This window comes from Parabacteroides sp. KHUB-03 (genome assembly GCF_056640975.1).
In genome coordinates this window covers 2,507,137-2,531,577 of the sequence record NZ_CM153257.1, presented here as the reverse complement: position 1 = coordinate 2,531,577, position 24,441 = coordinate 2,507,137, and the positions used below count along the sequence as shown (strand labels likewise).

Annotated in this window: 23 protein-coding genes; 9 read left to right on the top strand and 14 right to left on the bottom strand. The window is 39.4% G+C overall.

What is annotated here, in order from left to right; all coding sequences use genetic code 11:
* The first annotated feature begins 71 nt into the window (after positions 1 to 71).
* Complete coding sequence (locus tag ACYIB7_RS10865) at positions 72 to 1,043, top strand: diacylglycerol/lipid kinase family protein (protein ID WP_099464935.1); 972 nt, start codon at positions 72 to 74, stop codon at positions 1,041 to 1,043.
* A gap of 182 nt (positions 1,044 to 1,225) precedes the next feature.
* On the opposite strand, the gene ACYIB7_RS10860 is transcribed toward ACYIB7_RS10865, so the two are convergent.
* Positions 1,226 to 1,933: a tRNA1(Val) (adenine(37)-N6)-methyltransferase gene (locus ACYIB7_RS10860; protein ID WP_480337053.1), complete on the bottom strand. Its 708-nt coding sequence runs from the start codon at positions 1,931 to 1,933 to the stop codon at positions 1,226 to 1,228.
* Positions 1,934 to 2,033: 100 nt separating this feature from the next.
* On the opposite strand from ACYIB7_RS10860, the gene lon reads away from it, so the two are divergent.
* The gene (gene lon, locus ACYIB7_RS10855) at positions 2,034 to 4,493 is read left to right on the top strand and encodes an endopeptidase La (protein WP_103983800.1); all 2,460 of its coding nucleotides are present in this window, start codon (positions 2,034 to 2,036) and stop codon (positions 4,491 to 4,493) included.
* Positions 4,494 to 4,550: 57 nt separating this feature from the next.
* Here lon and ACYIB7_RS10850 read toward each other — a convergent pair whose 3' ends face one another.
* The 5 genes from ACYIB7_RS10850 to nusB all read right to left on the bottom strand — a co-directional run bounded on the left by ACYIB7_RS10850 (position 4,551) and on the right by nusB (position 8,010).
* Positions 4,551 to 4,979, bottom strand: coding sequence for a DUF5606 family protein (locus ACYIB7_RS10850; protein ID WP_103983801.1), 429 nt, complete (start codon positions 4,977 to 4,979; stop codon positions 4,551 to 4,553).
* 107 nt (positions 4,980 to 5,086) lie between these two features.
* On the bottom strand, positions 5,087 to 5,689 hold the full coding sequence (coaE, locus tag ACYIB7_RS10845; protein WP_480337051.1) for a dephospho-CoA kinase: 603 nt from the start codon (positions 5,687 to 5,689) through the stop codon (positions 5,087 to 5,089).
* A complete protein-coding gene (locus ACYIB7_RS10840) occupies positions 5,682 to 6,692 on the bottom strand; it encodes a YbbR-like domain-containing protein (RefSeq protein ID WP_480337049.1) in 1,011 nt (336 codons plus the stop codon). Before ACYIB7_RS10840 ends, coaE begins: the two co-directional genes overlap by 8 nt.
* A 14-nt stretch (positions 6,693 to 6,706) precedes the next feature.
* A complete protein-coding gene (gene yajC / locus ACYIB7_RS10835) occupies positions 6,707 to 7,021 on the bottom strand; it encodes a preprotein translocase subunit YajC (protein ID WP_103983804.1) in 315 nt (104 codons plus the stop codon).
* A 62-nt stretch (positions 7,022 to 7,083) separates the two neighbouring features.
* Positions 7,084 to 8,010: a transcription antitermination factor NusB gene (gene nusB / locus ACYIB7_RS10830; RefSeq protein ID WP_103983805.1), complete on the bottom strand. Its 927-nt coding sequence runs from the start codon at positions 8,008 to 8,010 to the stop codon at positions 7,084 to 7,086.
* A 226-nt stretch (positions 8,011 to 8,236) separates the two neighbouring features.
* Here nusB and ACYIB7_RS10825 point away from each other — a divergent pair, with 226 nt between their 5' ends.
* Positions 8,237 to 8,596 (top strand): DUF3276 family protein, encoded by a 360-nt coding sequence (locus ACYIB7_RS10825; RefSeq protein WP_103983843.1) that lies wholly within the window; start codon positions 8,237 to 8,239, stop codon positions 8,594 to 8,596.
* Positions 8,597 to 8,702: 106 nt separating this feature from the next.
* Here the strand turns inward: ACYIB7_RS10825 and ACYIB7_RS10820 are convergent, their stop codons facing one another.
* The gene (locus tag ACYIB7_RS10820) at positions 8,703 to 8,873 is read right to left on the bottom strand and encodes a DUF362 domain-containing protein (RefSeq protein WP_005854886.1); all 171 of its coding nucleotides are present in this window, start codon (positions 8,871 to 8,873) and stop codon (positions 8,703 to 8,705) included.
* 153 nt (positions 8,874 to 9,026) lie between these two features.
* On the opposite strand from ACYIB7_RS10820, the gene porT reads away from it, so the two are divergent.
* Positions 9,027 to 9,728 carry a type IX secretion/gliding motility protein PorT/SprT gene (gene porT / locus ACYIB7_RS10815; RefSeq protein ID WP_103983806.1) on the top strand — a complete coding sequence of 234 codons (702 nt, stop codon included), beginning with the start codon at positions 9,027 to 9,029 and terminating at the stop codon, positions 9,726 to 9,728.
* Here porT and ACYIB7_RS10810 read toward each other — a convergent pair.
* From ACYIB7_RS10810 to dnaG, 6 genes are all read right to left on the bottom strand, one after another.
* Complete coding sequence (locus ACYIB7_RS10810) at positions 9,715 to 10,548, bottom strand: phosphatidate cytidylyltransferase (RefSeq protein WP_103983807.1); 834 nt, start codon at positions 10,546 to 10,548, stop codon at positions 9,715 to 9,717. The two genes, porT and ACYIB7_RS10810, sit on opposite strands and share 14 nt — an antisense overlap.
* Before the next feature lie 262 nt (positions 10,549 to 10,810).
* On the bottom strand, positions 10,811 to 12,862 hold the full coding sequence (gene ftsH, locus ACYIB7_RS10805) for an ATP-dependent zinc metalloprotease FtsH (protein WP_103983808.1): 2,052 nt from the start codon (positions 12,860 to 12,862) through the stop codon (positions 10,811 to 10,813).
* 29 nt (positions 12,863 to 12,891) lie between these two features.
* On the bottom strand, positions 12,892 to 13,251 hold the full coding sequence (rsfS, locus tag ACYIB7_RS10800) for a ribosome silencing factor (protein WP_480337047.1): 360 nt from the start codon (positions 13,249 to 13,251) through the stop codon (positions 12,892 to 12,894).
* A 450-nt stretch (positions 13,252 to 13,701) separates the two neighbouring features.
* Positions 13,702 to 15,021, bottom strand: coding sequence for an ABC transporter permease (locus tag ACYIB7_RS10795; protein ID WP_480337046.1), 1,320 nt, complete (start codon positions 15,019 to 15,021; stop codon positions 13,702 to 13,704).
* Positions 15,018 to 15,965: an ABC transporter ATP-binding protein gene (locus tag ACYIB7_RS10790; RefSeq protein WP_480337044.1), complete on the bottom strand. Its 948-nt coding sequence runs from the start codon at positions 15,963 to 15,965 to the stop codon at positions 15,018 to 15,020. Before ACYIB7_RS10790 ends, ACYIB7_RS10795 begins: the two co-directional genes overlap by 4 nt.
* 15 nt (positions 15,966 to 15,980) lie before the next feature.
* Positions 15,981 to 18,092, bottom strand: a complete 2,112-nt coding sequence (dnaG, locus tag ACYIB7_RS10785; protein ID WP_103983812.1) for a DNA primase — start codon at positions 18,090 to 18,092, stop codon at positions 15,981 to 15,983.
* A gap of 103 nt (positions 18,093 to 18,195) precedes the next feature.
* Here dnaG and ACYIB7_RS10780 point away from each other — a divergent pair, with 103 nt between their 5' ends.
* The 5 genes from ACYIB7_RS10780 (at position 18,196) to ACYIB7_RS10760 (ending at position 22,975) form a co-directional block, all read left to right on the top strand.
* Complete coding sequence (locus ACYIB7_RS10780; RefSeq protein ID WP_480337042.1) at positions 18,196 to 19,125, top strand: DUF5106 domain-containing protein; 930 nt, start codon at positions 18,196 to 18,198, stop codon at positions 19,123 to 19,125.
* 3 nt (positions 19,126 to 19,128) lie between these two features.
* Positions 19,129 to 19,917, top strand: a complete 789-nt coding sequence (locus ACYIB7_RS10775; protein WP_103983814.1) for a M48 family metallopeptidase — start codon at positions 19,129 to 19,131, stop codon at positions 19,915 to 19,917.
* 379 nt (positions 19,918 to 20,296) lie between these two features.
* Entirely contained in the window at positions 20,297 to 20,932 is a 636-nt protein-coding gene (locus ACYIB7_RS10770; RefSeq protein ID WP_099464952.1) for a bifunctional nuclease family protein, read from the top strand.
* A complete protein-coding gene (locus ACYIB7_RS10765) occupies positions 20,929 to 22,245 on the top strand; it encodes a NupC/NupG family nucleoside CNT transporter (protein WP_480337040.1) in 1,317 nt (438 codons plus the stop codon). The genes ACYIB7_RS10770 and ACYIB7_RS10765 overlap by 4 nt, the downstream gene beginning before the upstream one ends.
* A 31-nt stretch (positions 22,246 to 22,276) precedes the next feature.
* Positions 22,277 to 22,975, top strand: coding sequence for a 16S rRNA (uracil(1498)-N(3))-methyltransferase (locus ACYIB7_RS10760; RefSeq protein WP_099464954.1), 699 nt, complete (start codon positions 22,277 to 22,279; stop codon positions 22,973 to 22,975).
* Positions 22,976 to 23,104: 129 nt separating this feature from the next.
* Here the strand turns inward: ACYIB7_RS10760 and guaA are convergent, their stop codons facing one another.
* On the bottom strand, positions 23,105 to 24,412 hold the full coding sequence (gene guaA, locus ACYIB7_RS10755) for a glutamine-hydrolyzing GMP synthase (protein WP_103983816.1): 1,308 nt from the start codon (positions 24,410 to 24,412) through the stop codon (positions 23,105 to 23,107).
* Positions 24,413 to 24,441 lie beyond the last annotated feature (29 nt).

Below are 24,441 nucleotides of genomic sequence, written 5' to 3'. Positions count from 1 at the left end.
GTAGTCCAAATGCTTTAAAAGTTTTATAAAAGCATTATTTTTGTCTTCTCAAAGTTAAAGATAAATTCAAAATGAACGGATGTGATATAAAGGTACAAGCTATTATTAATCCTATATCCGGGGTTGGCTCAAAGCGTAAGATTCCTAAGATGATAGAAGAAATGTGCCTTCGGAGTCATTGTTCGTTAAATATAACTTTTACCGAATACGCAGGTCATGCCAGTGAGCTTACAAAGCAGGCAATAAAGGATGGCGTACATTATATAATAGCTGTGGGGGGCGACGGAACGGTGAATGAGATAGCACGTGCCATGATCCATTCGGATGCAGTGCTGGGTATTGTCCCGAAAGGTTCGGGTAATGGTTTGGCCCGTGAGTTGCATATCCCTATGGAAATCCGTAGGGCTGTAGACTTGATCAGTAAAGGCCATGTTACTACCATTGACTGTTGCAGGGCTAACGGACGTGTATTTTTCTGTACTTGTGGCGTTGGGTTCGATGCTGCCGTAAGCCAGAAATTTGCAAATGAAAAACGTCGTGGTTCTCTTACATATATAAAAAATACGGTTGAAGAATACTTAAGTTATAAGCCGGAACCTTACGAGTTACAGGTGGATAACCAGACAATAAAGGAAAAAGCCTTTCTGGTAGCTTGTGCTAATGCTTCTCAATATGGTAATAATGCTTTTATAGCTCCTCATGCAAATATACAGGACGGTCAGATGGATGTTACTATTCTTTCTCCGTTTACCCCACTTGATATTGCACCTCTTGCAATACAATTGTTTACAAAACAGATAGATCGTAATAGTAAGATCAAGACAATGAAGGCGCATCAGGTTACTATTATTCGTCAGAAACCGGGAGTCATGCACCTGGATGGCGAACCTATTATGGCCGAAAGCCGTATAGATATAACACTGGAACCAAGAGCATTGAAGGTGCTTACACCCGAGGTCGTTTCTTTCTCGGAAGAGGTACATTATTTATTTGATGAAGTGACCCGTTTTTTTGATAAAAGACTTCCCTATATCTTTAAATAAAAGTAGCACGTGTTGCCGGTGTTTTTTTGTTTTCATGCCGATGAAACTTTTGTTTTGTGCTGATGAAACTTTTTTTTCATACGGATAAAACTTTTCCCCCGGGCTTTTGATTTTTTATTGGAATACTGAACTTTTTGTGTTTTAGATATCTTTCTTCGGATTGGAAAAAGCTTGCTTTTTGTTTATTTCAGATAATAGTCTCTGGTTAATGCTTTGAACTCAGGAGTATATTGATGGCGGGCTTTTTCGATTGTGAGTTCATTTTCAATTTTTAATGACTGGGCAGGCGATAATTCTATCAGTATTCTTTTGGGCTCGGCTCCGGGTACAGGAATGACGTTTGTGATGTGGATGGCAAAAAGCTTGTTCTCTTCTGCGATTTTCATCAGTTCTTCTTTCTTGTCAAAAGGTAGTATTAATGCGATTCTTCCGTTTGATGTTACGATTTGCAGGCAACCGGTTATCAAGTCGAAAAGCTGAAGGCTTTCTGTATGTCGTGCAATAGTTCGTTTATGATCCGGACATTTTAAGGAATCTGTAAAATAAGGCGGATTGGATACAATAAGGTCGTATCTTTTATCGGTTTGTTTTATGTACTCTTCAAAAGAGGTATGATAAATATTGATTTGTCCGGCGAAAATAGAAGCCTGTATGTTCTCTTTTGCCTGAAGGCATGCATCTGCGTCTATATCTATTGCATCTGCCTGAGCTGTGCTACGCTGTGCCAGCATTAGTGCAATGAGTCCTGTTCCGGTACCAACATCCAATATGTTTTTGCAAAGATATGTGTTAGCCCAGGCTCCCAAAAGAACCCCGTCGGTACCTACCTTCATAGCACATTTGTCATGCCATACGGTAAATTTTTTAAATTGAAAATAAGGATTTGCCATATCATTTTATTATTGCTGATGCAAAAGTAGTCAGATTCGGACTAAAATCTGTAACTTTGGCACGTTTATTGTATTAACATATACAATGATTAATGTATATATGAAAGGAAAAAAGAGAGTATTTAGCCCGGAATCATACGATGATATGGATGACAATATAGGGATTGTTATGCCAATTCTTACAGAATGCGATGTGGATGAAGATTTTACTGAAGGAGTAGATAAAGTAGGGGATGTAGTCCCTATTCTTCCGCTTCGTAATATGGTGCTATTCCCGGGAGTAGCTATGCCTGTTGTTGTGGGGCGTCCCAAATCGATGCGATTAATAAAGGAAGCACTGCATAAGAAGAGTTTGATTGGTGTGGTTTGCCAAAAAGACATGGCAACCGAAGAACCGGGATTCGATGATTTGTATACAACGGGTGTGATTGCTGATGTTGTCCGCGTATTGGAAATGCCGGACGGAACAACTACGGTTATTTTGCAAGGTAAGAAGCGTTTTGAACTGAATAGTTTAGTTGAAACGGAACCGTATCTCACCGGACAGATTAAAATTCTGGAAGATACTGTGCCAGATAAGAGCGACCGCGAGTTTGAAGCTCTTATTTCTACTATAAAGGATTTGACAATAAAGATGTTGGGGGCAGTAGCCGATCCTCCGCGTGATCTTATCTTTTCTATAAAGAACAATCAGAACATACTGTATCTGGTAAATTTCTCGTGTAGCAATATTCCAAGTGGTGCATCCGAAAAACAGCAACTTCTTTTGATCGGAGACTTGAAAGATCGTGCTTACCGTTTGCTTTTTATCTTGAATCGCGAGTATCAGTTGGTGGAGCTGAAAGCTTCCATCCAGATGAAGACACACGAAGATATAAACCAGCAACAGAAAGAATATTTCCTCCAACAGCAGATTAAGACGATACAGGAAGAGTTGGGCGGGAATATCAATGAGCTGGAGATAAAGGAATTGCGTGAGAAAGCTTTTAAAAAGAAATGGCCGGTTGCAGTTGCCGAAATATTTGAAAAAGAATTGCGTAAACTGGAACGTCTGCATCCTCAATCTCCTGATTTTTCTATCCAGACGCAATATGTGCAGACAATTGTAAATCTGCCATGGAACCAGTATAGTAAAGATAACTTTAACCTGTCTCACGCGCAGAAGGTTCTGGATAGAGATCATTACGGATTGGAAAAGGTAAAAGAACGTATTATTGAACATCTTGCAGTCCTGAAACTGAAAGGTGATATGAAGTCGCCGATTATTTGTCTTTACGGACCTCCGGGAGTAGGTAAAACATCTCTAGGAAAGTCTATTGCCGAGGCTTTGAATCGTAAGTATGTCCGTGTTTCTCTGGGTGGCCTTCATGATGAGGCAGAAATACGTGGTCATAGACGTACATATATCGGTGCTATGTGCGGACGTATTATTCAGAATTTACAGAAGGCGGGAACGTCTAACCCGGTATTCATTCTGGATGAAATCGATAAGGTGACGAATGATTTTAAAGGTGATCCCGCTGCAGCATTATTGGAAGTGCTGGACCCTGAGCAGAATAATGCCTTCCATGACAATTACCTGGATATAGACTATGATCTGAGCAAAGTAATGTTTGTTGCTACCGCAAATAACCTGAATACGATTTCGCAACCCTTATTAGACCGTATGGAACTTATTGAAGTGAGCGGTTATATTATGGAAGAAAAGGTTGAAATTGCAGCAAGACATCTTGTTCCGAAGCAATTGGGCATTCATGGTTTAGAAAAAGGGAAAGTGAAGTTTCAGAAAAAGACTTTGCAGGCAATCGTTGAATCGTATACGCGTGAGAGCGGAGTCAGGGAATTGGATAAAAAGATAGCAAAGGTAATGCGTAAACTGGCTCGTAAAGTTGCATCGGACGAACCAATACCTTCTGTTATTAAGCCGGAAGACTTGCATGAGTATCTGGGAGCAGTAGAATATACACGGGATAAATACCAGGGTAACGAATATGCAGGTGTAGTAACCGGTCTTGCATGGACTGCTGTTGGTGGAGAAATATTGTTTGTAGAATCCAGCTTGAGTAAAGGAAAAGGTTCGAAACTGACTTTGACCGGTAACTTAGGCGATGTGATGAAGGAATCTGCCATGCTGGCTCTTGAATATATCCATGCCCATGCGTCTTTGTTTAATATAAATGAAGAATTGTTTGAAAACTGGAATGTGCATGTGCATGTACCTGAAGGTGCTATTCCTAAAGATGGTCCGAGTGCAGGTGTTACGATGGTAACTTCTTTAGTGTCTGCCTTTACACAGCGTAAAGTGAAAAGTAATCTGGCGATGACAGGCGAGATAACACTTCGTGGAAAAGTACTTCCTGTTGGCGGCATCAAGGAAAAAATTCTGGCGGCAAAACGTGCCGGTATTAAGGAATTGATTCTATGCAGGGAAAACCAGAAAGACATTGATGAGATTAAACCTGAATATCTGAAAGGGTTAACATTCCATTATGTAGATGATATACAACAAGTGGTGGATTTGGCTTTGCTCAATGAGAAGGTTAGTAATCCGCTATTTTAGAAAATAGAAAAGGGTTGTCCACTTAGGGCAACCCTTTTTTGTAATATCGAATCATATTTATTTTGCTTCTTCTTTTGCTTCTTCAGCAGGCTCTTCCGGTGTAAAGTCTGTGATGCCAGCTCCTATTAAGATATTATACCAGCTTAATAACTTTTTGATATCACTCGGATATACGCGATCACGGTCAAAGCTCGGTAATATTTCAGCGAAATAAGTACGTAATTCTTCTGGTTTTGCAGTGGAAGTGTTAATAGACACTTTAGCGCCGTTTTCTTTATTTTTAACGCTGGTCAGCACTTCATGTAAAGGAACTTCTGCTTCGTCTGTATAGATGGCAATGTCACCTAAAGAGATCACTTTATCTTTTGCATAGGCAGGTACTCTCTTCTTGTCTGTTAACGACTCAACAATCAGCATGTTTTTTCCATGGGAAACCAGTTTAAACAGGCCGGGTTTTCCCGAAATAGACAAAATAGTCTTCAACATAATATTCTTTGTTTTCTAATAGTGTTAAACTTTAAAGCTGCAAATGTAGTACAACTAACCGAATATACAGATACAAATGGGTGGAAAAAACGTATAGCTGTTACCTTTTATTCGGCATTATCTTGTGGTTGTCGTGAGGTTAAATAGTTTAAGAATTGATTTGCCTGGGGTAATAGGGCATGAATATCATCATTGTATATAACATAGTCCGATAGTTCTTTTTTTTGTTCGTCGGACATCTGATTGGAAATACGCCGTATGATTTCTTCCCGGGAAACGTTATCGCGGGCTAGTACCCTGGCTATGCGGATTTCTATGGGCGCATAAACCATCAGGTTTACATCAACTGTTTTGTTAAAACCTGACTCAAAAAGTATTGCTGATTCAATAGCACAGATATTGGAATGCTGATTGCGTACCCAGTTTTGGAAATGACTATTTACTTCCGGATGTATAATTGCATTTACTTGTTTGAGGCACTCAGGATTATTGAAAATATAAGAAGCTAATAATTTTTTATTCAGTCCCTGCTCTGTATAAATATCTTTACCGAGTAGTTCTATGAGTTGTTTTCGTATGACTGGTGAACTGTCAGTTAGTTGTTTGCTTTCTTTGTCGGCAATATATACCGGTATTCCGGTTAGCTGCAAAATAGTTGCTACGACCGACTTACCGCTTCCTATTCCTCCGGTTATACCTATTCTAATCATGGCTGTTTTGTTCCAGAATAAATTCTATTTTGTCGGGGAATAAGGTTGCATTGCGTATCCAGTCCGGTTTAACGGAAAGCTCGATAGGTAATGTTCCTGACATGTTTTGTTCCAGGTTTGCAAATGGGATTTCAATAGAGAACTGGTCGGCCGAAAGTTCTTTGAAGCGTGAAAGCGGTACACTGCATGTCACCTTAATTACAGCCGGAAACATCCTTAATGTATAATGACTAGGTATGCCCTTACAACTAACGGGGATATCTAAAGTTTTATCCGTATATTCCTCTATCGGAATAGTTACTGTAACTGTAGACGGGTCGTAGTTTACACCGGAAATTTTTTGTAGAGGTATATTTTTGGTAACTGTTTTGTCACCATCTTTTATTTCAGTATAAACTGTCTGAATAGCGGTTAGCGAATCTAATATGACATCACTTGCATAGGCATTAACGACAGATGGTGATATTATGATTTCGCCGGATTGTTGAAATCCTGCATTAATATGAATATCTCCGTTAAATGCTACAGGTATTTTCTTTTGAACGCTTTTACTATAGCTGATATCTATCTGCTGAGGTTCGAAACTGATTAACGAAGTGGTAGATATGAGTTGCTTCAGAATGTCACTTTCAATGACTTTTCTGCTTATATGGAATGTTCCGTTCTTTTTATTGACATTTTTCATATCAGCGTCAATAGGGGCAAAACGTCTTCCGAAGGAATAGTTTAATAAAACACTTCCTTTGTCTTTTACATGTACTGTGACGTTGCTGGGAACGGTGTCTGTAAAAGCGATTTCGGGCGAAACATTCTTATATCTGACCGGAATATTGATCTCTATTTCATATTCCTGCTGTAAACTTTGAAGAAGCCAAAATCCTAAAGCCAGGAGTATAAATGAGAAAAAGACTAAAGTTTCTTTCCATCGTTTGCAACGCAAAAAAACTTTAGCCTTTTGTAGGACAGACTTGAATGGTTGTAATAAGTTTTCAAGCCTTAACATGAATTCGTTGTTAATTACTTTTGCTGTGCGTCCTCTGATGAAGCGAATATAGAAGTTTTATCTACACGGATACGAACACCGTCTGCAATTTCTATCAGCATGTAAATGTCTCCGATTTCTTTTATTTTTCCGTATATACCCCCGGATGTGATAACTTTATCTCCGGTTTGCAATGCTTCGCGTGCTTTCTGGATTTCTTTTTGTTTCTTTTGTTGCGGACGAATCATAAAGAAATAGAAGATGGCAACAACTACGACCATCATTAGAATGCCAGACCATTGAGACTGGCCGGCACCAGCAGCTTGAAGTAAAATACTAATTAAGCTCATACTATTATAATCAATTTACAAGTTAATATCAAAAACAATATGTGCAAATGTAAGTATAATAATTAGTCTTTAAGCAATAACTTTTCTTTTTTTAACTCACTTACTATGGAATCGAGTATGCCATTAATAAATGTTCCGCTTTTGGGAGTGCTGTAGTATTTTGCAGTATCTATATATTCGTTCAGGGTAACGATTGTCGGAATAGTTGGGAACGTCATGATTTCGGCTATGGCAACCTGCATTATGATGAGGTCCATATTTGCAATACGTTCTGTTTCCCAATTTTTTATATGTTTTTCTATTCGTTCGCGGAACTCTTTTCCTTTCAATAATGACTGCCTGAATAACTGGATTGCAAACGACTTGTCTTCCATATCTTTGAACATGGGTAACAAAGCCTGTTTACTTCCGTTCTTTTCTTCAAACTTCTTGATGGTTTTTAGGGTGAAAGTTTCGACAATTTCTATATCATCGTTCCAATAAATACTTTTATCTTCCAGATAATCTTCTACTGTTTCATTGCCACATATGATTTTCTTGAATACGGTACGCCAGAATTCTTTGTCAGTTTCGTATGAATCGTCTTTGTTAGCCAGATACTCTGCATATATATCGGAATCAAGAATCTGCTCAAGTACGGCTTTTATGAAATCTTCGTCATTACTCCATGAAATACCTTGTTCTGAAACATACTTTTTCAAAGCGTCGTTTTGTTCAATCTGGGCTGCAAAACGATTGTCTGTAAGGCGTGTGTTCGGATTTAACTCTGCTTCCGTAGGCATGTACTTGTTTTTACGGGCATCGAGCAGACGTTTTTGAAGGTTTGTTACTTCAACAATAAGAAGAAGGAAATAATGATATAAGTCGTACGACTTTTGGAGGCTGAAAAGTAATTCATTTTCCGCTACTTTGAGGTCACCGTTACCATTTTGATAGTAAGAATATACTATCTGTAAAACTTTAATGCGGATTAAAATTCTGTTGATCATCGTTTGAAAGAACTTCTTGTTATAAATTTAGGTTGCAAAGGTAGCTATTCTTTTTATAAAAAAGAGGGAGTTTGCTTAATTTTATATGCATTAGATGATATTTTGAATTTACGGCTGTTTGGGTGGTATTTTGATACGTTAAAATAGTTGCTATTTAAAAAAAAATGCACATATTTGAGGCTAGTTATGATAAATGGGACGGGTGTATTAATAAATGTTAGCTGTCATGGAAGATTCTATAAGGAAAGCACATGTTGAGGGTGGTGATAAAGAAATTTTATATTCTAAAGCCATCAAAGCAGGGAAACGGATCTATTATCTGGATGTGAAGAAGAATTTAAAAGATGACTTGTTTTTAGCTGTTACTGAAAGTAAAAAGATTCAACCTAAGGACGGAACGCAAGTATCTTTTGAAAAACACAAAATTTTCCTGTATAAAGAAGACTTTGACAAATTCATGGATGGATTGAACGATGTAATTCATTACATTAAGAGATGTAATGAAGGTAAAGGGCCGGATGTTCAACTTGAAAATGAAGAAGGGGATAATGCCTCTGATGAGATAAAGCTCGATATAGAGTTTTGAGAAAAAAAGAAAAAAGATAATGGGCTGCTTTCTTTATCAAGAAAAGCAGCCCATTACTTTTATAGGTACTTGTATTTAACAAGTAATCCTATTTTTCCTGCGATATTTATTCTGCCGGATGGATAGCTTCTGTAGGACAAGCATCTGCGCAAGTTCCACAGTCTGTACACATTTCAGGATTGATACTGTATTTATCACCTTCTGAAATTGCTCCTACCGGACATTCATCAATACATGTACCGCAAGCAATACAATCGTCGCTAATTACGTAAGCCATTTTATTAAACGTTTAAATTGATAACTATTAGTTGGTGCAAAATTAGAGCTTTCTTTGTATTAAAAAAATATCTGCTGCTTTATTTTGCCCATTTAGGTGCATTTTTGCAATAACTTTATTTGTTTTCCGTTATAATTCAAAATTGAATCAGAGTTGAAACGTTTGTTATTTGTATTATGTGTGTTGTGTCTGGCTACCACAGGAGCTATGGCACAAAAGGAAAGGGTGAAGAATCAACCGTATGCCGATTTGAAGTGGTTTCATTTAGGTTTCCATGTAGGCCTGCATGCGCAAGACTTGTTGTTGACTCATTCTGGTGTTACAACAAATGGCGAAACTTGGTTTGCTGAAATACCTTCTTATTCTCCGGGATTTAGTGTCGGAGTTATAGGCGATTTATATTTGAATCCATATTTTAATTTGCGTTTGGTTCCTACAATTCATTTTGGAGACAAGAAGTTTATTTTTCGTGAGCAATCCACAGGTGAAGAGTTTACAACGAATACGCGTTCTACTTACTTGTCTTTCCCGTTGGATGTAAAGTATACAGCTTTGCGTCTTAATAATTACCGCCCTTACTTGATTGGCGGTGTATACGGTTCATTTGATTTGGGGCGTAAGAAAGACAATCCTATTTTGTTGAAAGGTGCAGACTTCGGACTGGAGTTTGGTATAGGATGCGATATTTATTTACCCTTTTTTAAATTGTGCCCGGAGTTGAAATTCTGTTTTGGCCTGGTTGATTTACTGGAAAAAGACCGGTCTAGCTTGAATGATCGTGACCTGATAAAATATACAGATGCTCTTTCGAAAGCAACTTCACGGATGGTTGTCCTTACGTTTAATTTCGAATAAAAAGTTCAATATAGATATAAGAAGCAGGTATAGCCATCATCACACTGTCAAACCTGTCGAGCATGCCTCCGTGTCCCGGCAATAGTTTACCGGAATCTTTTACACCTAACGTGCGTTTCAGCAGCGATTCTATTAAATCTCCCCATGTGCCGAAAAGAACAATTGAAAATGAAAGTCCCAACCAGTTATATCTGCTGATTCCTGGTGCATACCAAGCAAAAACCTGTGAAGCTGCTAATACAACGACAAGCCCTCCGAAAAAACCTTCCCATGATTTTTTAGGCGAAATTCGTTCGAATAATCTTCTTTTACCTATACGTGAACCTACTAAATATGCACCTGTGTCGTTTAGCCAGATAAATACAAATATAGCTAATGCATATAACGGAGTGAAAACAATTTCACCCGGAGTATTGGGAATGGAAGTTATAAAATTCAACATGGAAAATGTTCCTGCACAATATACTTGGGCTAGTAATGTAAATGCCCAATTATTTATAGGATTCGGGGCTTTGTGATAGAGCTCGGCTATCAATGTATACATCAAAAATAAGAGGTAGGGCAGGAATATGTTTCTGTCTGCTAATCCGTTTGCAAACATGAATGTCCCTATGAACAGGTAGGCACCTCCAATAGAACTGATAACCCGCTGAATGGTTGTATTTTCATAGTGATCCATTAGCCCATAAAATTCCCATAAAGAAAGAGCTGTGATAAGAGTAAATATAACCAGAAACAATATTGGATGGAAACAAATAGCTCCCAACATAACCGCTACAAAGATTACACCGGTTAATGCTCGTTTTATCAGATTATTCAAGATTGTAATGTTTTGTTTTCGTATAAAATTTGTTTCGGATGCAAACCTACATAAAAATATCGAATTACAATATGCCTGATCCTGATATCTCGATCATTTTCTAATATCATCCCGATCATTTCACAAAATCATCTTGATGTTTTTGTGAAATGATCGGGATGATATTTTAGAGAGATGGTATACAAAATCAAAAAAGGGAGTATCCTTCAGCGAATACTCCCTTTTTTGATTTTACTATAAATAAAGTTATTTTCGAAAACGATCAGGCTATTTGTTCGGATTCTGCCTTACTGTCATTTTTCGGCACGACATTTTTGTCATCTTTATCTTCCGCTTTATCTTTTTCTGCTTCGGTTTGTTCTTCATTCTTTGTTTTACTTTGCAATTCAAGGATTTCTTCCGAACGTGAAATCCAGGCCCGTTTACCAAAAATATGTTCTACATCTTCAGCATATATAACTTCGCGTTCCAATAAAACTTTTGCTAAAGCATTGTGTCCTTCCGTGTTTTCCGACAGGATTTTTTTAGCCCGTTTATATTGTTCGTTTATTATTATTTGTACTTCCTGGTCGATCAGTCGTGCTGTTTCTTCGCTATATGGTTTGGTGAATCCCCAATCTTGTCCTGTCGAATCATAATAATTTAAGTTGGGCAATTTGTCACTCATTCCAAAATAAACAACCATTGCGTATGCTTGTTTTGTTACACGTTCCAAATCATTGGATGCTCCTGTTGAAATTTTTCCTAAGAATAATTCTTCAGCGGCACGTCCTCCAAGCGTAGCACACATTTCGTCCAGTAATTGTTCGCGGGTGGTGATTTGGCGTTCTTCCGGAAGATACCATGCTGCTCCTAATGCTTTTCCTCTTGGTACGATTGTAACCTTTACTAAAGGATTGGCATGTTCAAGCAACCAGCTTAGCGTAGCATGGCCGGCTTCGTGATTGGCAATGCAATTACGTTCATCGGTTGTTGTGATCTTTGTACGTTTTTCCAGACCTCCGACAATACGGTCTACTGCATTCATAAAGTCTTCTTTCTGTACAAATTTTTTGCCATTGCGCGCTGCTATTAAGGCAGCTTCGTTACAAACGTTAGCAATGTCCGCACCTGAGAATCCCGGTGTCTGGCGAGCTAAAAATTCAGTGTCGACACTGTCGTCAATTTTGATCGGACGAAGATGTACACCAAATATTTCTTTACGTTCGTTCAAATCGGGCAATTCTACATGAATCTGTCGGTCAAAACGTCCGGCACGAAGCAATGCTTTGTCCAGGATATCTGCACGGTTTGTTGCTGCTAAAATAATAACACCACTATTGGAACCGAAACCATCCATTTCTGTAAGTAACTGGTTCAATGTGTTTTCTCGTTCGTCATTACTGTTCATGTTGACGTTTTTTCCACGGGCGCGCCCTACTGCATCAATTTCGTCAATGAATACAATACATGGTGCTTTTTCTTTTGCCTGGCGGAATAAATCACGTACGCGTGAAGCTCCTACGCCAACAAACATTTCCACGAAGTCGGAACCCGACAGTGAAAAGAACGGAACATCAGCTTCGCCTGCAACTGCTTTTGCCAGCAATGTTTTACCGGTTCCCGGAGGGCCGACAAGTAATGCGCCTTTAGGTATTTTACCTCCCAGCTCGGTGTATTTGTCCGGATTCTTTAAGAATGATACGATTTCTTCCACTTCTTGTTTTGCTTCGGATAATCCGGCTACATCTTTAAATGTAACTTTCTTTTGGTTATCCTTATCAAAAAGCTGAGCTTTTGCTTTGCCCACGCTAAAGACACCTCCGGGACCACCTCCGGCTCCTCCGGACATGCGCCTCATAAGGAATATCCATACAACAATAAGTAGAATGATAGGACCGAATGATACGAGGAAGTTCCACATTGTATCATCTCCTTCTTCAAAGCTGACTTGTGTATCAATATGATCGTTGGCTACAGCATTATCGTAGAAATCGGAGAATTTATCAGCCGAAGGTATCTTTACGAATACTTTCGGAGAATTACCAAGGCGGCTGTTATCTCCTTTAAAAACAAGGTCGGTTTTTCCGTTCTTTACAGTAGCTTCAACCAGGTTCTTTTTGTTGTAAACTACCATTTTTTCGAAAACATTATCTTTGGCCAGTTTCTGAAATTCAGTCCAGCCCAACTCTTTTGATCCTGAAGAATCATTTGTCATATACAATGCAATAAGCATCATGAATATTAATCCGTACATCCAGTACAGGTTAAAACGAAACATCTTCGGCTTGCCGTTCTTCGGAGATTTATTAAACATGTTGTTTTTATTTTCCATAAAAGATAAATCTAATTAAAAACCGGTCGTTAATCCAGATTAGGGATTTGAGTTACTTTGGAGTCTGCCCAAAGAGTTTCCAGATTATAGAACTCTCTCTGTTCCGGTAAAAATATATGTACAAGAACCGTGCCATAATCCATGCCAATCCACTGGGCTCCCTGGTTTCCATCAATGGACAGAGGTTTTTCTCCGGCCTCTTTACGGGCAAAGTCCCATACTGAATCTGATAGTGCTGAAACTTGGGTAGGTGTGTTTCCTTCACAAATTATCATATATTCACAAATGTTCCCTGATAATTGGGTTAAATCCACGGTTACAATATTTTTGCCTTTCTTTTCCTGAAGGCCTTCAACAATCGCTTTTACTAATTCTTTTGTTTGATCCATCTATTTTGTATTGAATAATTTTCTGAGTCGCAAATATACTTCTTAAATTTATTATGATCGTCTTTTCCTTATATAATATATGTATAAACCTTTTCAAAATGAAAACAAGGGCTGGAAGAAAATGTTTATTTGTGGGAATTTTTTCGGCCGAATATTTGCAGTATTAGAGAAAGTATATACCTTTGCACTCGCAAACGAAAGCGTTGCATTATTTAAGCTTTATTGTTCAATGGTGTAATGGTAGCACAACAGATTCTGGTCCTGTTAGTCCAAGTTCGAGCCTTGGTTGAACAACAATAAATAGCATCGCCTTTGTTGATAGAAAAATATATTTTGTTCAATGGTGTAATGGTAGCACAACAGATTCTGGTCCTGTTAGTCCAAGTTCGAGCCTTGGTTGAACAACAGAAGTTTAATAGCCCGCTATTTTTTGAGAGTAGCGGGCGTTTTTTATTTATATCTCGTCCATTTTATTAATTCTTTCAGGCTGGGCTTTTTGCCATACATAAGAATGCCGACCCTGTATATCTTACTTGATCCCCAAATGATAAATAAAGCGGTTGCAAATAACAAACCGACAGAAACGAGGATTTCCCATATAGGAATGTCGTAAGGTAAACGTACCATCATAACGATGGGAGAGGTGAAAGGTATGAATGAGCACCAGACAGCCAATGGACCGTCCGGATTGTTCATGCTATAAACGCCGGCATACAAGCTGAATACCATTAATATAATAATAGGCATCATGAACTGCTGTGTATCTTCTTGTTGCTCCAATGCACTTCCTATGGCGGCAAAAAGAGCTGCATACAGCGTATATCCGCCTATAAAGTAAAGCACGAAACAAACTCCTATTTCCGTGAAATTAATGGAGTTGATTACTTCCTGAATCTGTGTCTGCATCTCTGAGGACTGTACAGTCATGGCTCCTCCTATGTTTTGTGCTGCCATTTGTGCATTCATTAGATCGTCAGGACTTGTACCGCCTCCTAGAAATAAGAGTGTGCCGGATACGAGGACGGTTGTCAATATACCCCATAAAAAGACTTGGGTTAATCCTACAAAACCGATTCCTATTATTTTCCCCATCATCAGATCGAAAGGTTTTACGGAGGAGATGATAACTTCTATAATCCGGTTTGTTTTTTCTTCCATCACACCTTGCATTACCATTGCCCCGTAAAACATGATAAACATATATATAATAAGTGTAAGCATCATGCCTACGATAGAGGCGACTGCTGCCGATGTGCTTTTTTCATTTCCTTCTGTATCCCATTTAACAGTTTTGATATCAAATTTAATTTTGCTGTCTTCTATAATCTTGTTCAGATTAGGAATGTTGAAGGATGCAAGTTTTTCATCCCTTAAATTCTTAGACAATATATTATCTATCTCCTGCTTCAGACCGATAGGGATTTGCTTTTCGGAATAAAGTGCAGCTGCATTCGGATTTTCTAAAAGATCGCCGGTGATGTTTAGAATAGCAAAGATTTCTTTGTTTTGGTCGTAGCGATACTGATCCAGATTCCCGTTTGTATTTATGAATATGTATTCGTCTGTGTTTTGAAATAGAGGGGCATATTTACCTGTTGCGTCTATTATTGCCACTTTTTTGGTTTCATTACCTTTGATGCCGGAAAGCCAAAGCGGAACGAATACTAATGCGGCAAATAAGAACGGGGCAAGAAAAGTTATAATCAGGAATGATTTTTTACTTACCCGGCGGAGATATTCTCGTTTTACAATTAATCCTATTTTATTCATGCTTTTATTGTATTAGAGCCAGAAACGGTGTTGATAAATATGTCATTCATAGAAGGTATTTCTTCTGAAAAGGAAAGAATATCCAATTTGCCGGCCAGCAATGTCAGCAGTTCGGAATTGCTGATCTCTTTTTCTTTATGAATGTAGAGTTCGGTAATGTCGCCGTCAGTTTCTTTCGTACGGAAAGAAAATGCATTCCATTCGGAAGGAATTTCCATTTCGTTCGAGAGAAATTTAATTTCGTCCGAATATACCTTTAATAAGTAAGTATTGCTTTTGAACCGGTTTCGTATATCCCGGACATTTCCGGACAACACTACTTGAGAGCGGTTAATTAATGCGATGTTGTCGCATATTTCTTCAATAGATGACATGTTATGTGTTGAAAAGATAATTGTATGGCCTGCTTCTTTCAGTTCCAGGATTTCCTGTTTGAGCCGTTCAGTGTTTACCGGATCGAAACCGCTGAATGGCTCGTCGAAAATGAGAAGTTTAGGCTCATGTATTACAGTGGTGATAAACTGTACTTTTTGTTGCATGCCCTTAGATAGTTCTTCCAGTTTTTTGTTCCACCAGGGCATGATGTCAAACTTTTCGAACCAATGTGTCAGGCGTTTTCGGGCTTCCATGTATGATAAGCCTTTTAATTGAGCAAGGTAGATTGCCTGTTCACCGACTTTCATCTTTTTATATAGCCCTCGTTCTTCCGGTAAATAACCGATCTGATAAATATCTTCCGGACATGAAAGGCGTCCGTTGAATAATACTTTACCGCTGTCCGGTGCCGTAATTCGGTTAATGATGCGGATCAGTGTGGTTTTTCCTGCTCCGTTAGGACCAAGCAATCCGAATATTTTTCCTTCGGGGACTTGGATGCTTACTTTATTCAGTGCAAGATGTCCGGCGTATTGCTTTACCACATCTTCAGTTTCAATGAAATTCATAGGCCATGATTTGTATTACATTTTAAGTATGATGCGTTCACCCAGTTCTTTGCTGAGTACATTTTTAATTTCATTTAGTCTGGTGAGTTGTTTTATTAGTTCAACAGCCTGTTCCATATTTCCTTGTGTCTGCGCTTCCTTTATTTTTACCTGTATTTCTTTTATTTGTTGTAAGACATACGCATCTTTCAGGGCAAACAGTTCACGAAGGACTAATGGTTCTATTTTATCCTCTTCTTGTTCCAGTTCACGATATTTTGTGTGATATTTGCTGAGCTGATATTTTTCGCTTATCAGGTTGGCTGCCAGTTTGCTAATGTTTGGATTGGGATGAGCCAGAAAGTAGCGGTTGGCAATGAACCCTTTGTCTTTGCAGTGTTCGGCAGCTTCATCCAACATGGTTTTGAAAAGGGGCGTATAGAATGTTAGATCATCACGTTCCAGATCAAAGCGTATATAGTCTGCTACGTGATGGATTACTTTTTCGTTTGTCTCTTCGTCCACATATTCGTATAAGATACGTTCACCATATCGTACAATATAACGGAGTAATGACAGCTCATAAGGCTCGTATGGTGAACGCTTGGGAGCTATTATTTGCGAGGGTTGGGCTGTGGGTGGAACGGAAATGGGGCCAGCATCTTCTGCTGGATAATCATCTTCTGTTGGGGGAGGATAATTATTGGGCGGTAAAGATTCTGTATTTTCCTGATAAGGTTGGTAACCCGGAAAATCAGCATACTCCTGATAAGTGGGAGAAGGCTCAGAAACTTTCTTGGAAGTGCCTGCTGTTCTTGTTGGGGAAGTTGTACGGTTATCTTCTTTACTTAGCCGTATTTTATTGACTTCATTCAGTAAGACGCGTTCATCAATTTCCATCATAGCACTGCACTCGCGAATATATACGGAGCGGGCTATGTTGTCCGGGATAATGGCAACTGTCTTGATAATATCGGAAATCAAGGCAGATCGTTTGATCGGGTCTGTGCCTGCGTCATCCAATAATAGCCGGGTTTTAAAGCGAATGAAGTCTGTCTCGTTTTGCTTGATAAATTCGGCAAATTGGCTGGCATTGTGTTTTCGTGCGAATGAATCCGGGTCTTCTCCATCAGGAAGAAGCACCACTTTTATATTCATGCCGTCTTCTAACAATAAGTCAATTCCTCTTAATGCAGCTTTAATACCCGCAGCATCACCATCATATAGTACGGTGATATTATTGGTAAAACGATGTATCAGCCTGATTTGCCCCTGTGTAAGTGCTGTTCCGGAAGAAGCAACAACATTTTCTATTCCGGCCTGGTGCATGGATATTACATCGGTATAACCTTCAACAAGAAAACAGCGGTCTTGTTTTACAATTGCTTGTTTGGCAAAGTAGATCCCGTAAAGTTCATTGCTCTTATGATATATGTCACTTTCTGGAGAGTTGACGTACTTGGCCGTTTTATCATCTTTTTTGAGAACGCGGCCGCCAAAAGCAACCACTTTTCCACTCAGGCTATGAACCGGAAAGATAACGCGGCCTCTGAAACGGTCGTGTATATTTCCATTGTCATAGGCTATGACTAATCCTGTTTTATCCAGGTATTCTTTCTTAAATCCCTTTTTTAATGCAGCCTGATATAAAGCGTCGCGTTGATCCAGGCTGTAACCCAGCTGGAATTTTCGGATGATGTCGTCTCTGAAACCCCGCTCGGCAAAATAACGAAGACCGACAATTCTTCCTTCCTGATGTTCGTGAAGTTGAGTGGAGAAGTATTGTTGAGCCCAACTGTTAACAATGAACATACTTTCGCGGTCGCTTTGGACTTGCTTTTCCTTGTCGCTTAACTCCCGTTCCTGTATTTCTATGTTATACTTCTTGGCCAGGAAACGTAAAGCATCGAAATAACTGAGTTGTTCGTGCTTCATGATAAAGTGAATGGAAGTACCTCCTTCACCGCAAGCGAAGCATTTACATATGTTTTTGGAAGGCGAAACGTAAAATGAAGGTGACTTATCGGAGTGGAACGGACATAACCCCACATAGTTTACGCCTCGTTTCCGGAGGGTGACAAATTCTGAAACTACGTCCACTATATTTGCCGCATCCAGTATTCTGTCTATAGTAGGTTGATCTATCATTCTGCATCCTCAATTTAGGAAGACAAATGTAGCGATTATTTCCGGTACAACAAGAGACGGTTCCAAAAGAAAACCTTATCTTTGCGCCTTGAATTGTAAATGTGTGATTATGAAAAGTCTATATATTTTTTCATTGTTGTTGATATTTAGTGCATGTAGCGGACAACAGTCTAAAAATACCGAAAAAGAACAAACTGTCGAACGAACCTTTCAGATGGTTGAAGTACCTTCTATGATTACCGAGCCTGATCAGCGGGCTGATTATTTGTCTGTTCATTATTGGGATAAATTTGATTTTAAAGATACTGCTTATATTCATTTACCGGAGGTCACGGAGCAGGCCTTTACTAATTTTATCGATATTTTGAAATATGCTGCGCCGGAGGCAGTAGCGTCTGCAATTAAAGGTATGATGAATAAAGCTGATGCAGACAGCACTATGTTTGCCTATTTTGCAGGTTTATATGAGAAATATTTGTATGATCCTAATTCTCCCATGCGTAATGAGGAGTTTTACATACCTGCTTTACAGTCAATAATAGCATCATCTTCCTATGATGAAGTAAACAAAATCCGCCCCCAACATTTATTGGAGCTGGCGTTAAAGAATAGAGCCGGAGAATCGGCAACCGATTTTACTTATACATTAGCAAATGGAAAAACAGGTACTCTGCACGGAATAAAATCCGATTATTTATTGCTTTTCTTTTATAATCCCGATTGTCATGCGTGCAAAGAAGTTACGGATCAACTTACAAGTTCTATAACAGTAAAAGAACTGGTGAAAAATAAGAAACTTAAAGTCCTTGCTGTCTATCCTGATGAAGATTTGACAGCTTGGAAAGCACACCTTTCTTATATGCCGGCAGGCTGGATCAATTCATATGATAATAGCCTATCTTTAAAGAATGAAGAAATTTATGATTTAAAAGCAATACCGACTCTTTATTTATTGGATAAAGACAAGAGAGTTCTTTTGAAAGATTGTGCGTACCCTCAGCTGGAAGATTATTTATTACAACAAAATCAATAAATTATGAGATCAATTTTATTTTCATTAATTCTTCTGGCAGGTGTTAGTTTGACAACTTCTGCCCAGTTTAAGATTGGTGGAAAGTCCATCAATACGAAGAAATTAGTAAATGCAGCATCGGACGTTGCCCATGCAGTTACGTTGTCGGATGCAGATGTTGCGGCAATGGCAAAAGAATATATCCAATGGATGGATACGCATAATGAAGTAGCCGGTCCTGATACAGAAATGGGACAACGCTTGGAACGGATTACTTCTAACTTGAAAAAAATAGACGGTTTAGATTTAAACTTCAAGGTCTATAATGTTATAGATGTCAATGCTTTTGCTTGTGGCGACGGAAGCGTACGGGTGTGTGGCGGCCTGATGGATGTTATGGATGATAATGAAGTGCTGGCTGTTATAGGTCATGAGATAGGCCATGTCGTTCACACCGATTCAAAAGATGCAATGAAAAGTGCATACATGACTTCTGCTGCCAAAAATGCAGTAGGTTCTGTAAACGGAACTGTTGCAAAACTGACAGATTCGCAACTTGGAGATTTGGCTGAGGCATTGGCTAGTGCTCAGTATTCTCAGAAACAGGAAGGTGAAGCAGACGATTTTGGTTTCCAGTTCAGTGTTGACAACGGACAAGATCCGTATAGCATGCACAATGCGCTTAAGAAGTTGATGGATTTGAGTGATGGCCAGCAGAAATCATCTAAATTTCGTCAGATGTTCTCAAGTCATCCTGATACGCAGAAACGTGTTGACAGAATGAAAGTAAAAGCCGACGAATATTCAAAGTAATTATTGAATAAACGTTAACCGGTACCGGTTAAATAATTTGTAAGTTAAAATATTGCTAAAACCAAAGAATTTTGTATCTGATTGTATGTGTTGTATAACATAAAGTGCATATATTTGCATTGTGTTTTTCATGGTATTAGATTTAAGGTTAGCAATGAAGATTGGTTGTCCGTGACGGATAACCTTTTCTTTTTTATATAGGTCTTTTCTCTTTGTATTTCTTTCACCCGAAAATTAGTTATATTCATTTTAATATTAAATAGAGCTACAACAACCTGTTTCTTTACATTTTTACCACTTTTTCTTTTGTTGAAGTAAGAAATAAATTACGAAATAATATTACTTTTGTCTTTATATATGATTTCTAAACATATCAGACGTGGATGCAAAGATAAAATTACGAGTTCAGGGACTAACAAACAGTCAGGTACAATCGGGAGCCTATGCTTTAATATTGGCTGAAGAAGATGGCCCGCGTCGTATTCCTATTATCGTAGGAACGTCCGAGGCACAATCCATAGCGATTGCCCTGGAGCATATTATACCTCCACGTCCTCTTACCCATGATTTGTTCTTTACATTTGCGCAGGCTTTCGGCATACATTTGCGTGAAGTGTTTATTTATAAATTTGAAGACGGTGTATTTTATTCGGAGTTATTATTTGACGACGGGACCAACCAGGTACGTTTGGATTCGAGAACTTCGGATGCGATTGCTATAGCTCTTCGGGTGAAATGTGATATTTATACGACTGAAGAGATTGTTCGTGAGAGCGGAGTCGTTTTGGAAGAAGTTCCGTTTGTGAATGAAAAAGAGAATGAATATGATGATCTTGAAGAGATGGAGCCGGAAGATATCCATGATGAAAGCCAATTGAAAAAATGGCTTGCTTTATTAGACATCGAAGAAATAAAGGAACGTCTGGAAGAAGCTATTTCAGAAGAGAATTACGAATATGCGAAAATGTATAAAGACGAGTTGCGTCGTCGTGAAGAGGAGGACAATTCTAAATGATTGAAGAACACGGTGGGTTTGGATTAATTACGCTATTGCGTGGAATCTTGGGCATTATTGTGATATTGGCGATAGCATATGGTTTGAGTTATGACCGTAAACGTATTGACTGGAAACTGGTAGGCGGTGGTTTGCTGATGCAGATCATATTTGCTTTAGCTGTATTATATGTGCCTTTTGTCGGAGGATTATTGGAAGGTCTTGGTAAGATATTTGTCAAACTGATGGACTTTACGGATGCAGGATTAACCTTTTTGTTAGGGCCGTATGCTTCCAAAGCTGCCGGATTTAGCTTCTTACTCCATTCTTTGCCGATCGTAATATTCTTTTCAGCATTAGTATCTATGTTTTATCACTGGGGAATTATCCAACGTGTAGTTGGCGGATTCTCTTGGGTATTGCGTCGCTTTATGAATATATCCGGTTCGGAAGGATTAGTTACTTCCGGGAATATATTTATGGGAATGACAGAATCTCCGGTCTTGATTAAGAATTATCTGCCCACAATGAACCGTTCGGAAATCTTTTTGGTAATGGTTTCCGGAATGGGTACAATTGCAGGTTCTGTTATGGGAACCTATATTGGAATGTTGGGCGGAACCGATCCTGTGGCAAAAGTTATGTTTGCCAAACACTTGCTTTCTGCTTCTGTGATGGCTGTCCCCGGTTCCATAGTATTGGCGAAGATGCTTTGTCCGCAAACAGAAAAAGCCTCAGACCATGCTGTTGGCTTGGAGAAGGAAGGACGCAATACTAATATATTGGATGCAATTTCTTCAGGAACGGTAACCGGTGTAAAGCTGATGACGAATATTGCAGCTATGCTTTTGGTTTTTATCTCTCTGGTGGCATTGGCTAATTATGTAACCGAGGATATAATAGGGCGCTATACCGGTTTGAATGATTGGATTGTAAGAATAACAGATGGCAAAGCACAAGGATTGACTTTCCAATTTATACTGGGGGTAATAACTTCTCCTTTTATGTGGTTGATAGGTGTCCCCAGTCAGGATGTTATGCTAGTGGGATCGTTATTGGGACAGAAAACAATATTAAACGAGTTTGTTGCCTATTTCCAGCTGCAGCAATGGAAGGATGCAGGATTATTTATGTACCAGAAGTCCGTATTGATGTCTACTTATATATTGTGTGGCTTTGCCAATATCTCATCTATCGGCATATTGTTAGGAGGTTTGGGAGTGCTTGCTCCTGAAAAGCGGGGGCTGATCTCACGTATTGGTGTGTTGGCAATGGTAGGCGGTGCACTGGTATCGGTTCTTTCGGCTACTATTATAGGTATGATACTCGGATAATTATAAGTTAATAACAGATAGTTAGTTAGCAGTGCAGATTTTTTATACACCTGATATCGCAACAAATCTTGAAATGCCTGAAGAAGAGGCAGGTCATTGTATTCGTGTGCTTCGCTTGACAGAAGGAGATGAAATTTTATTGACTGACGGACAAGGCAGTTTTTACAAAGCGGCTATTAGTCGTGCCCATCCGAAGCATTGCGAAGTAAATATTCTGGAAACATGGAAGCAGCCTGCCTTGTGGAATTTTAATCTACATATAGCAGTTGCTCCGACAAAAAATATGGACCGGATGGAATGGTTTGCAGAGAAGGCCACGGAAATAGGGATCGACCGGATTACCTGCCTGAATTGCCGTTTCTCGGAACGAAAAGAGATCAAACCTGCCCGTTTGGAGAAAATTCTGATTAGTGCGATGAAGCAGTCGCAAAAAGCTATTGTGCCGAAACTGGATGGAATGACAGACTTTAAATCATTCATATCTGCTCCTTTTGACGGCCGCAAATTCATTGCTCATTGTGAGGAAGGAGAGAAGCCTCTTTTAAAGAAAACATACCGGGCAGGAGAAAATGCCCTTATTCTGATTGGTCCCGAAGGTGATTTTAGTCCTGAAGAAATAGAACTGGCCCGAAAGAATGGTTTTGAACCGATTTCTCTGGGCGAAAGCAGACTGCGTACAGAAACGGCTGCTTTAGTTGCTTGTCATACGATTCATATACTAAATCAATAATCATATCTACTGCAGATATGACTGAGAAAGAAAAATGTATGTATAGTGAATATAAAAAAGATATACCTTTTGCATTTAGAAGACTTGCCTTCTGCTGCAAAAGGTATATTATTTAAACGGGAATGTTATTTATTCCCACTCAATCGTTGCATTCGGTTTTGGTGACATATCGTAGCAGACACGATTGACGTTTTTAACCTCTTTCAGAATACGATCCGTAATCTTCATCAGGATAGGCCAGTCAACGGTCTCTATTGTGGCAGTCATGGCATCTACCGTGTTCACTGCACGGATGATAACAGGCCATTCAAATGAACGGGCGTTATCGCGTACACCAACCGATTTGAAATCGGGTACAACGGTAAAGTATTGCCATACCTTCTTATCCAGTCCGGCATTCTGAAATTCTTCACGCAAGATAGCGTCGGCTTCACGTACGGCTTCCAGACGGTCGCGTGTGATAGCTCCCAAACAACGAACACCTAATCCGGGACCCGGGAACGGTTGACGGTAAACCATCTCGTGAGGTAATCCCAATTCGAGACCGCAGGCACGCACTTCGTCTTTGAATAACTGGCGTAAAGGTTCAACCAGTTCAAACTTCATATCTTCCGGCAGACCGCCTACGTTGTGATGAGATTTAACCATCTTGGCAGTCTTGGTTCCGCTTTCTACAATGTCGGGATAGATTGTACCCTGTGCCAGGAAGTCTATGCCTTCCAGTTTGCGGGCTTCCTCTTCGAAAACGCGGATAAATTCGCCGCCAATAATCTTGCGTTTTTCTTCCGGATCGGCTACGTTTTCCAGCTTGTCGAGGAAGCGGTCGGTAACATCTACATAGATCAGGTTCGCTTTCAACTGATTCTTGAACAACTCTACGACGGCTTCCGATTCGCCTTTACGCATCAAACCATGATTTACGTGTACACAAACCAGATTATCGCCGATAGCTTTCAGCAGCAGCCCTGCAACAACCGAGCTGTCTACACCACCCGATAAAGCAAGTAACACTTTGCGGTTGCCTACCTGGCGTCTTACAAGTTCTATCTGGTCGTTTACGAAGTTAGTCATGTTCCAGTTTGTTTCGGCCTTGCAAGTGTCGAATACAAACGGCCTGACAGCATTCTTGATCGCTTCTATATCATCCGTGAACCGGTTTAGTTTAACTGCGCATAATGCTTTGTCGTGTCCGGCTGCCATAACCGGGATTCCTGCATTATATATATCCGGATTCACATCGATAGCTACACCGTCTATAACATTGTTAGGACCACCGTTGATGATAATACCCTTTACGTTCGGAAGTGCTTTTAGTTCTTCAATCGTAATGTCGTGCGGATAAATCTCGCTGTAAACACCGAGTGCACGGATGGCTCTGGCCAGTACGGTATTCTCGTGGCTGCCCAAGTCCAGAATGACAATCATATCCTGCTTCATTTTTTATATCTTTAAATTAGTAGATCTGT

Bases quoted from the DNA above. Each gene is read 5' to 3' on its own strand.
- ACYIB7_RS10865 (WP_099464935.1), top strand. From the start codon at position 72: ATGAACGGATGTGATATAAAGGTACAAGCTATTATTAATCCTATATCC.
- ACYIB7_RS10860 (WP_480337053.1), bottom strand. From the start codon at position 1,933: ATGGCAAATCCTTATTTTCAATTTAAAAAATTTACCGTATGGCATGAC.
- lon (WP_103983800.1), top strand. From the start codon at position 2,034: ATGAAAGGAAAAAAGAGAGTATTTAGCCCGGAATCATACGATGATATG.
- ACYIB7_RS10850 (WP_103983801.1), bottom strand. From the start codon at position 4,979: ATGTTGAAGACTATTTTGTCTATTTCGGGAAAACCCGGCCTGTTTAAA.
- coaE (WP_480337051.1), bottom strand. From the start codon at position 5,689: ATGATTAGAATAGGTATAACCGGAGGAATAGGAAGCGGTAAGTCGGTC.
- ACYIB7_RS10840 (WP_480337049.1), bottom strand. From the start codon at position 6,692: ATGTTAAGGCTTGAAAACTTATTACAACCATTCAAGTCTGTCCTACAA.
- yajC (WP_103983804.1), bottom strand. From the start codon at position 7,021: ATGAGCTTAATTAGTATTTTACTTCAAGCTGCTGGTGCCGGCCAGTCT.
- nusB (WP_103983805.1), bottom strand. From the start codon at position 8,010: ATGATCAACAGAATTTTAATCCGCATTAAAGTTTTACAGATAGTATAT.
- ACYIB7_RS10825 (WP_103983843.1), top strand. From the start codon at position 8,237: ATGGAAGATTCTATAAGGAAAGCACATGTTGAGGGTGGTGATAAAGAA.
- ACYIB7_RS10820 (WP_005854886.1), bottom strand. From the start codon at position 8,873: ATGGCTTACGTAATTAGCGACGATTGTATTGCTTGCGGTACATGTATT.
- ftsH (WP_103983808.1), bottom strand. From the start codon at position 12,862: ATGGAAAATAAAAACAACATGTTTAATAAATCTCCGAAGAACGGCAAG.
- rsfS (WP_480337047.1), bottom strand. From the start codon at position 13,251: ATGGATCAAACAAAAGAATTAGTAAAAGCGATTGTTGAAGGCCTTCAG.
- ACYIB7_RS10795 (WP_480337046.1), bottom strand. From the start codon at position 15,021: ATGAATAAAATAGGATTAATTGTAAAACGAGAATATCTCCGCCGGGTA.
- ACYIB7_RS10790 (WP_480337044.1), bottom strand. From the start codon at position 15,965: ATGAATTTCATTGAAACTGAAGATGTGGTAAAGCAATACGCCGGACAT.
- dnaG (WP_103983812.1), bottom strand. From the start codon at position 18,092: ATGATAGATCAACCTACTATAGACAGAATACTGGATGCGGCAAATATA.
- ACYIB7_RS10775 (WP_103983814.1), top strand. From the start codon at position 19,129: ATGAGATCAATTTTATTTTCATTAATTCTTCTGGCAGGTGTTAGTTTG.
- ACYIB7_RS10765 (WP_480337040.1), top strand. From the start codon at position 20,929: ATGATTGAAGAACACGGTGGGTTTGGATTAATTACGCTATTGCGTGGA.
- guaA (WP_103983816.1), bottom strand. From the start codon at position 24,412: ATGAAGCAGGATATGATTGTCATTCTGGACTTGGGCAGCCACGAGAAT.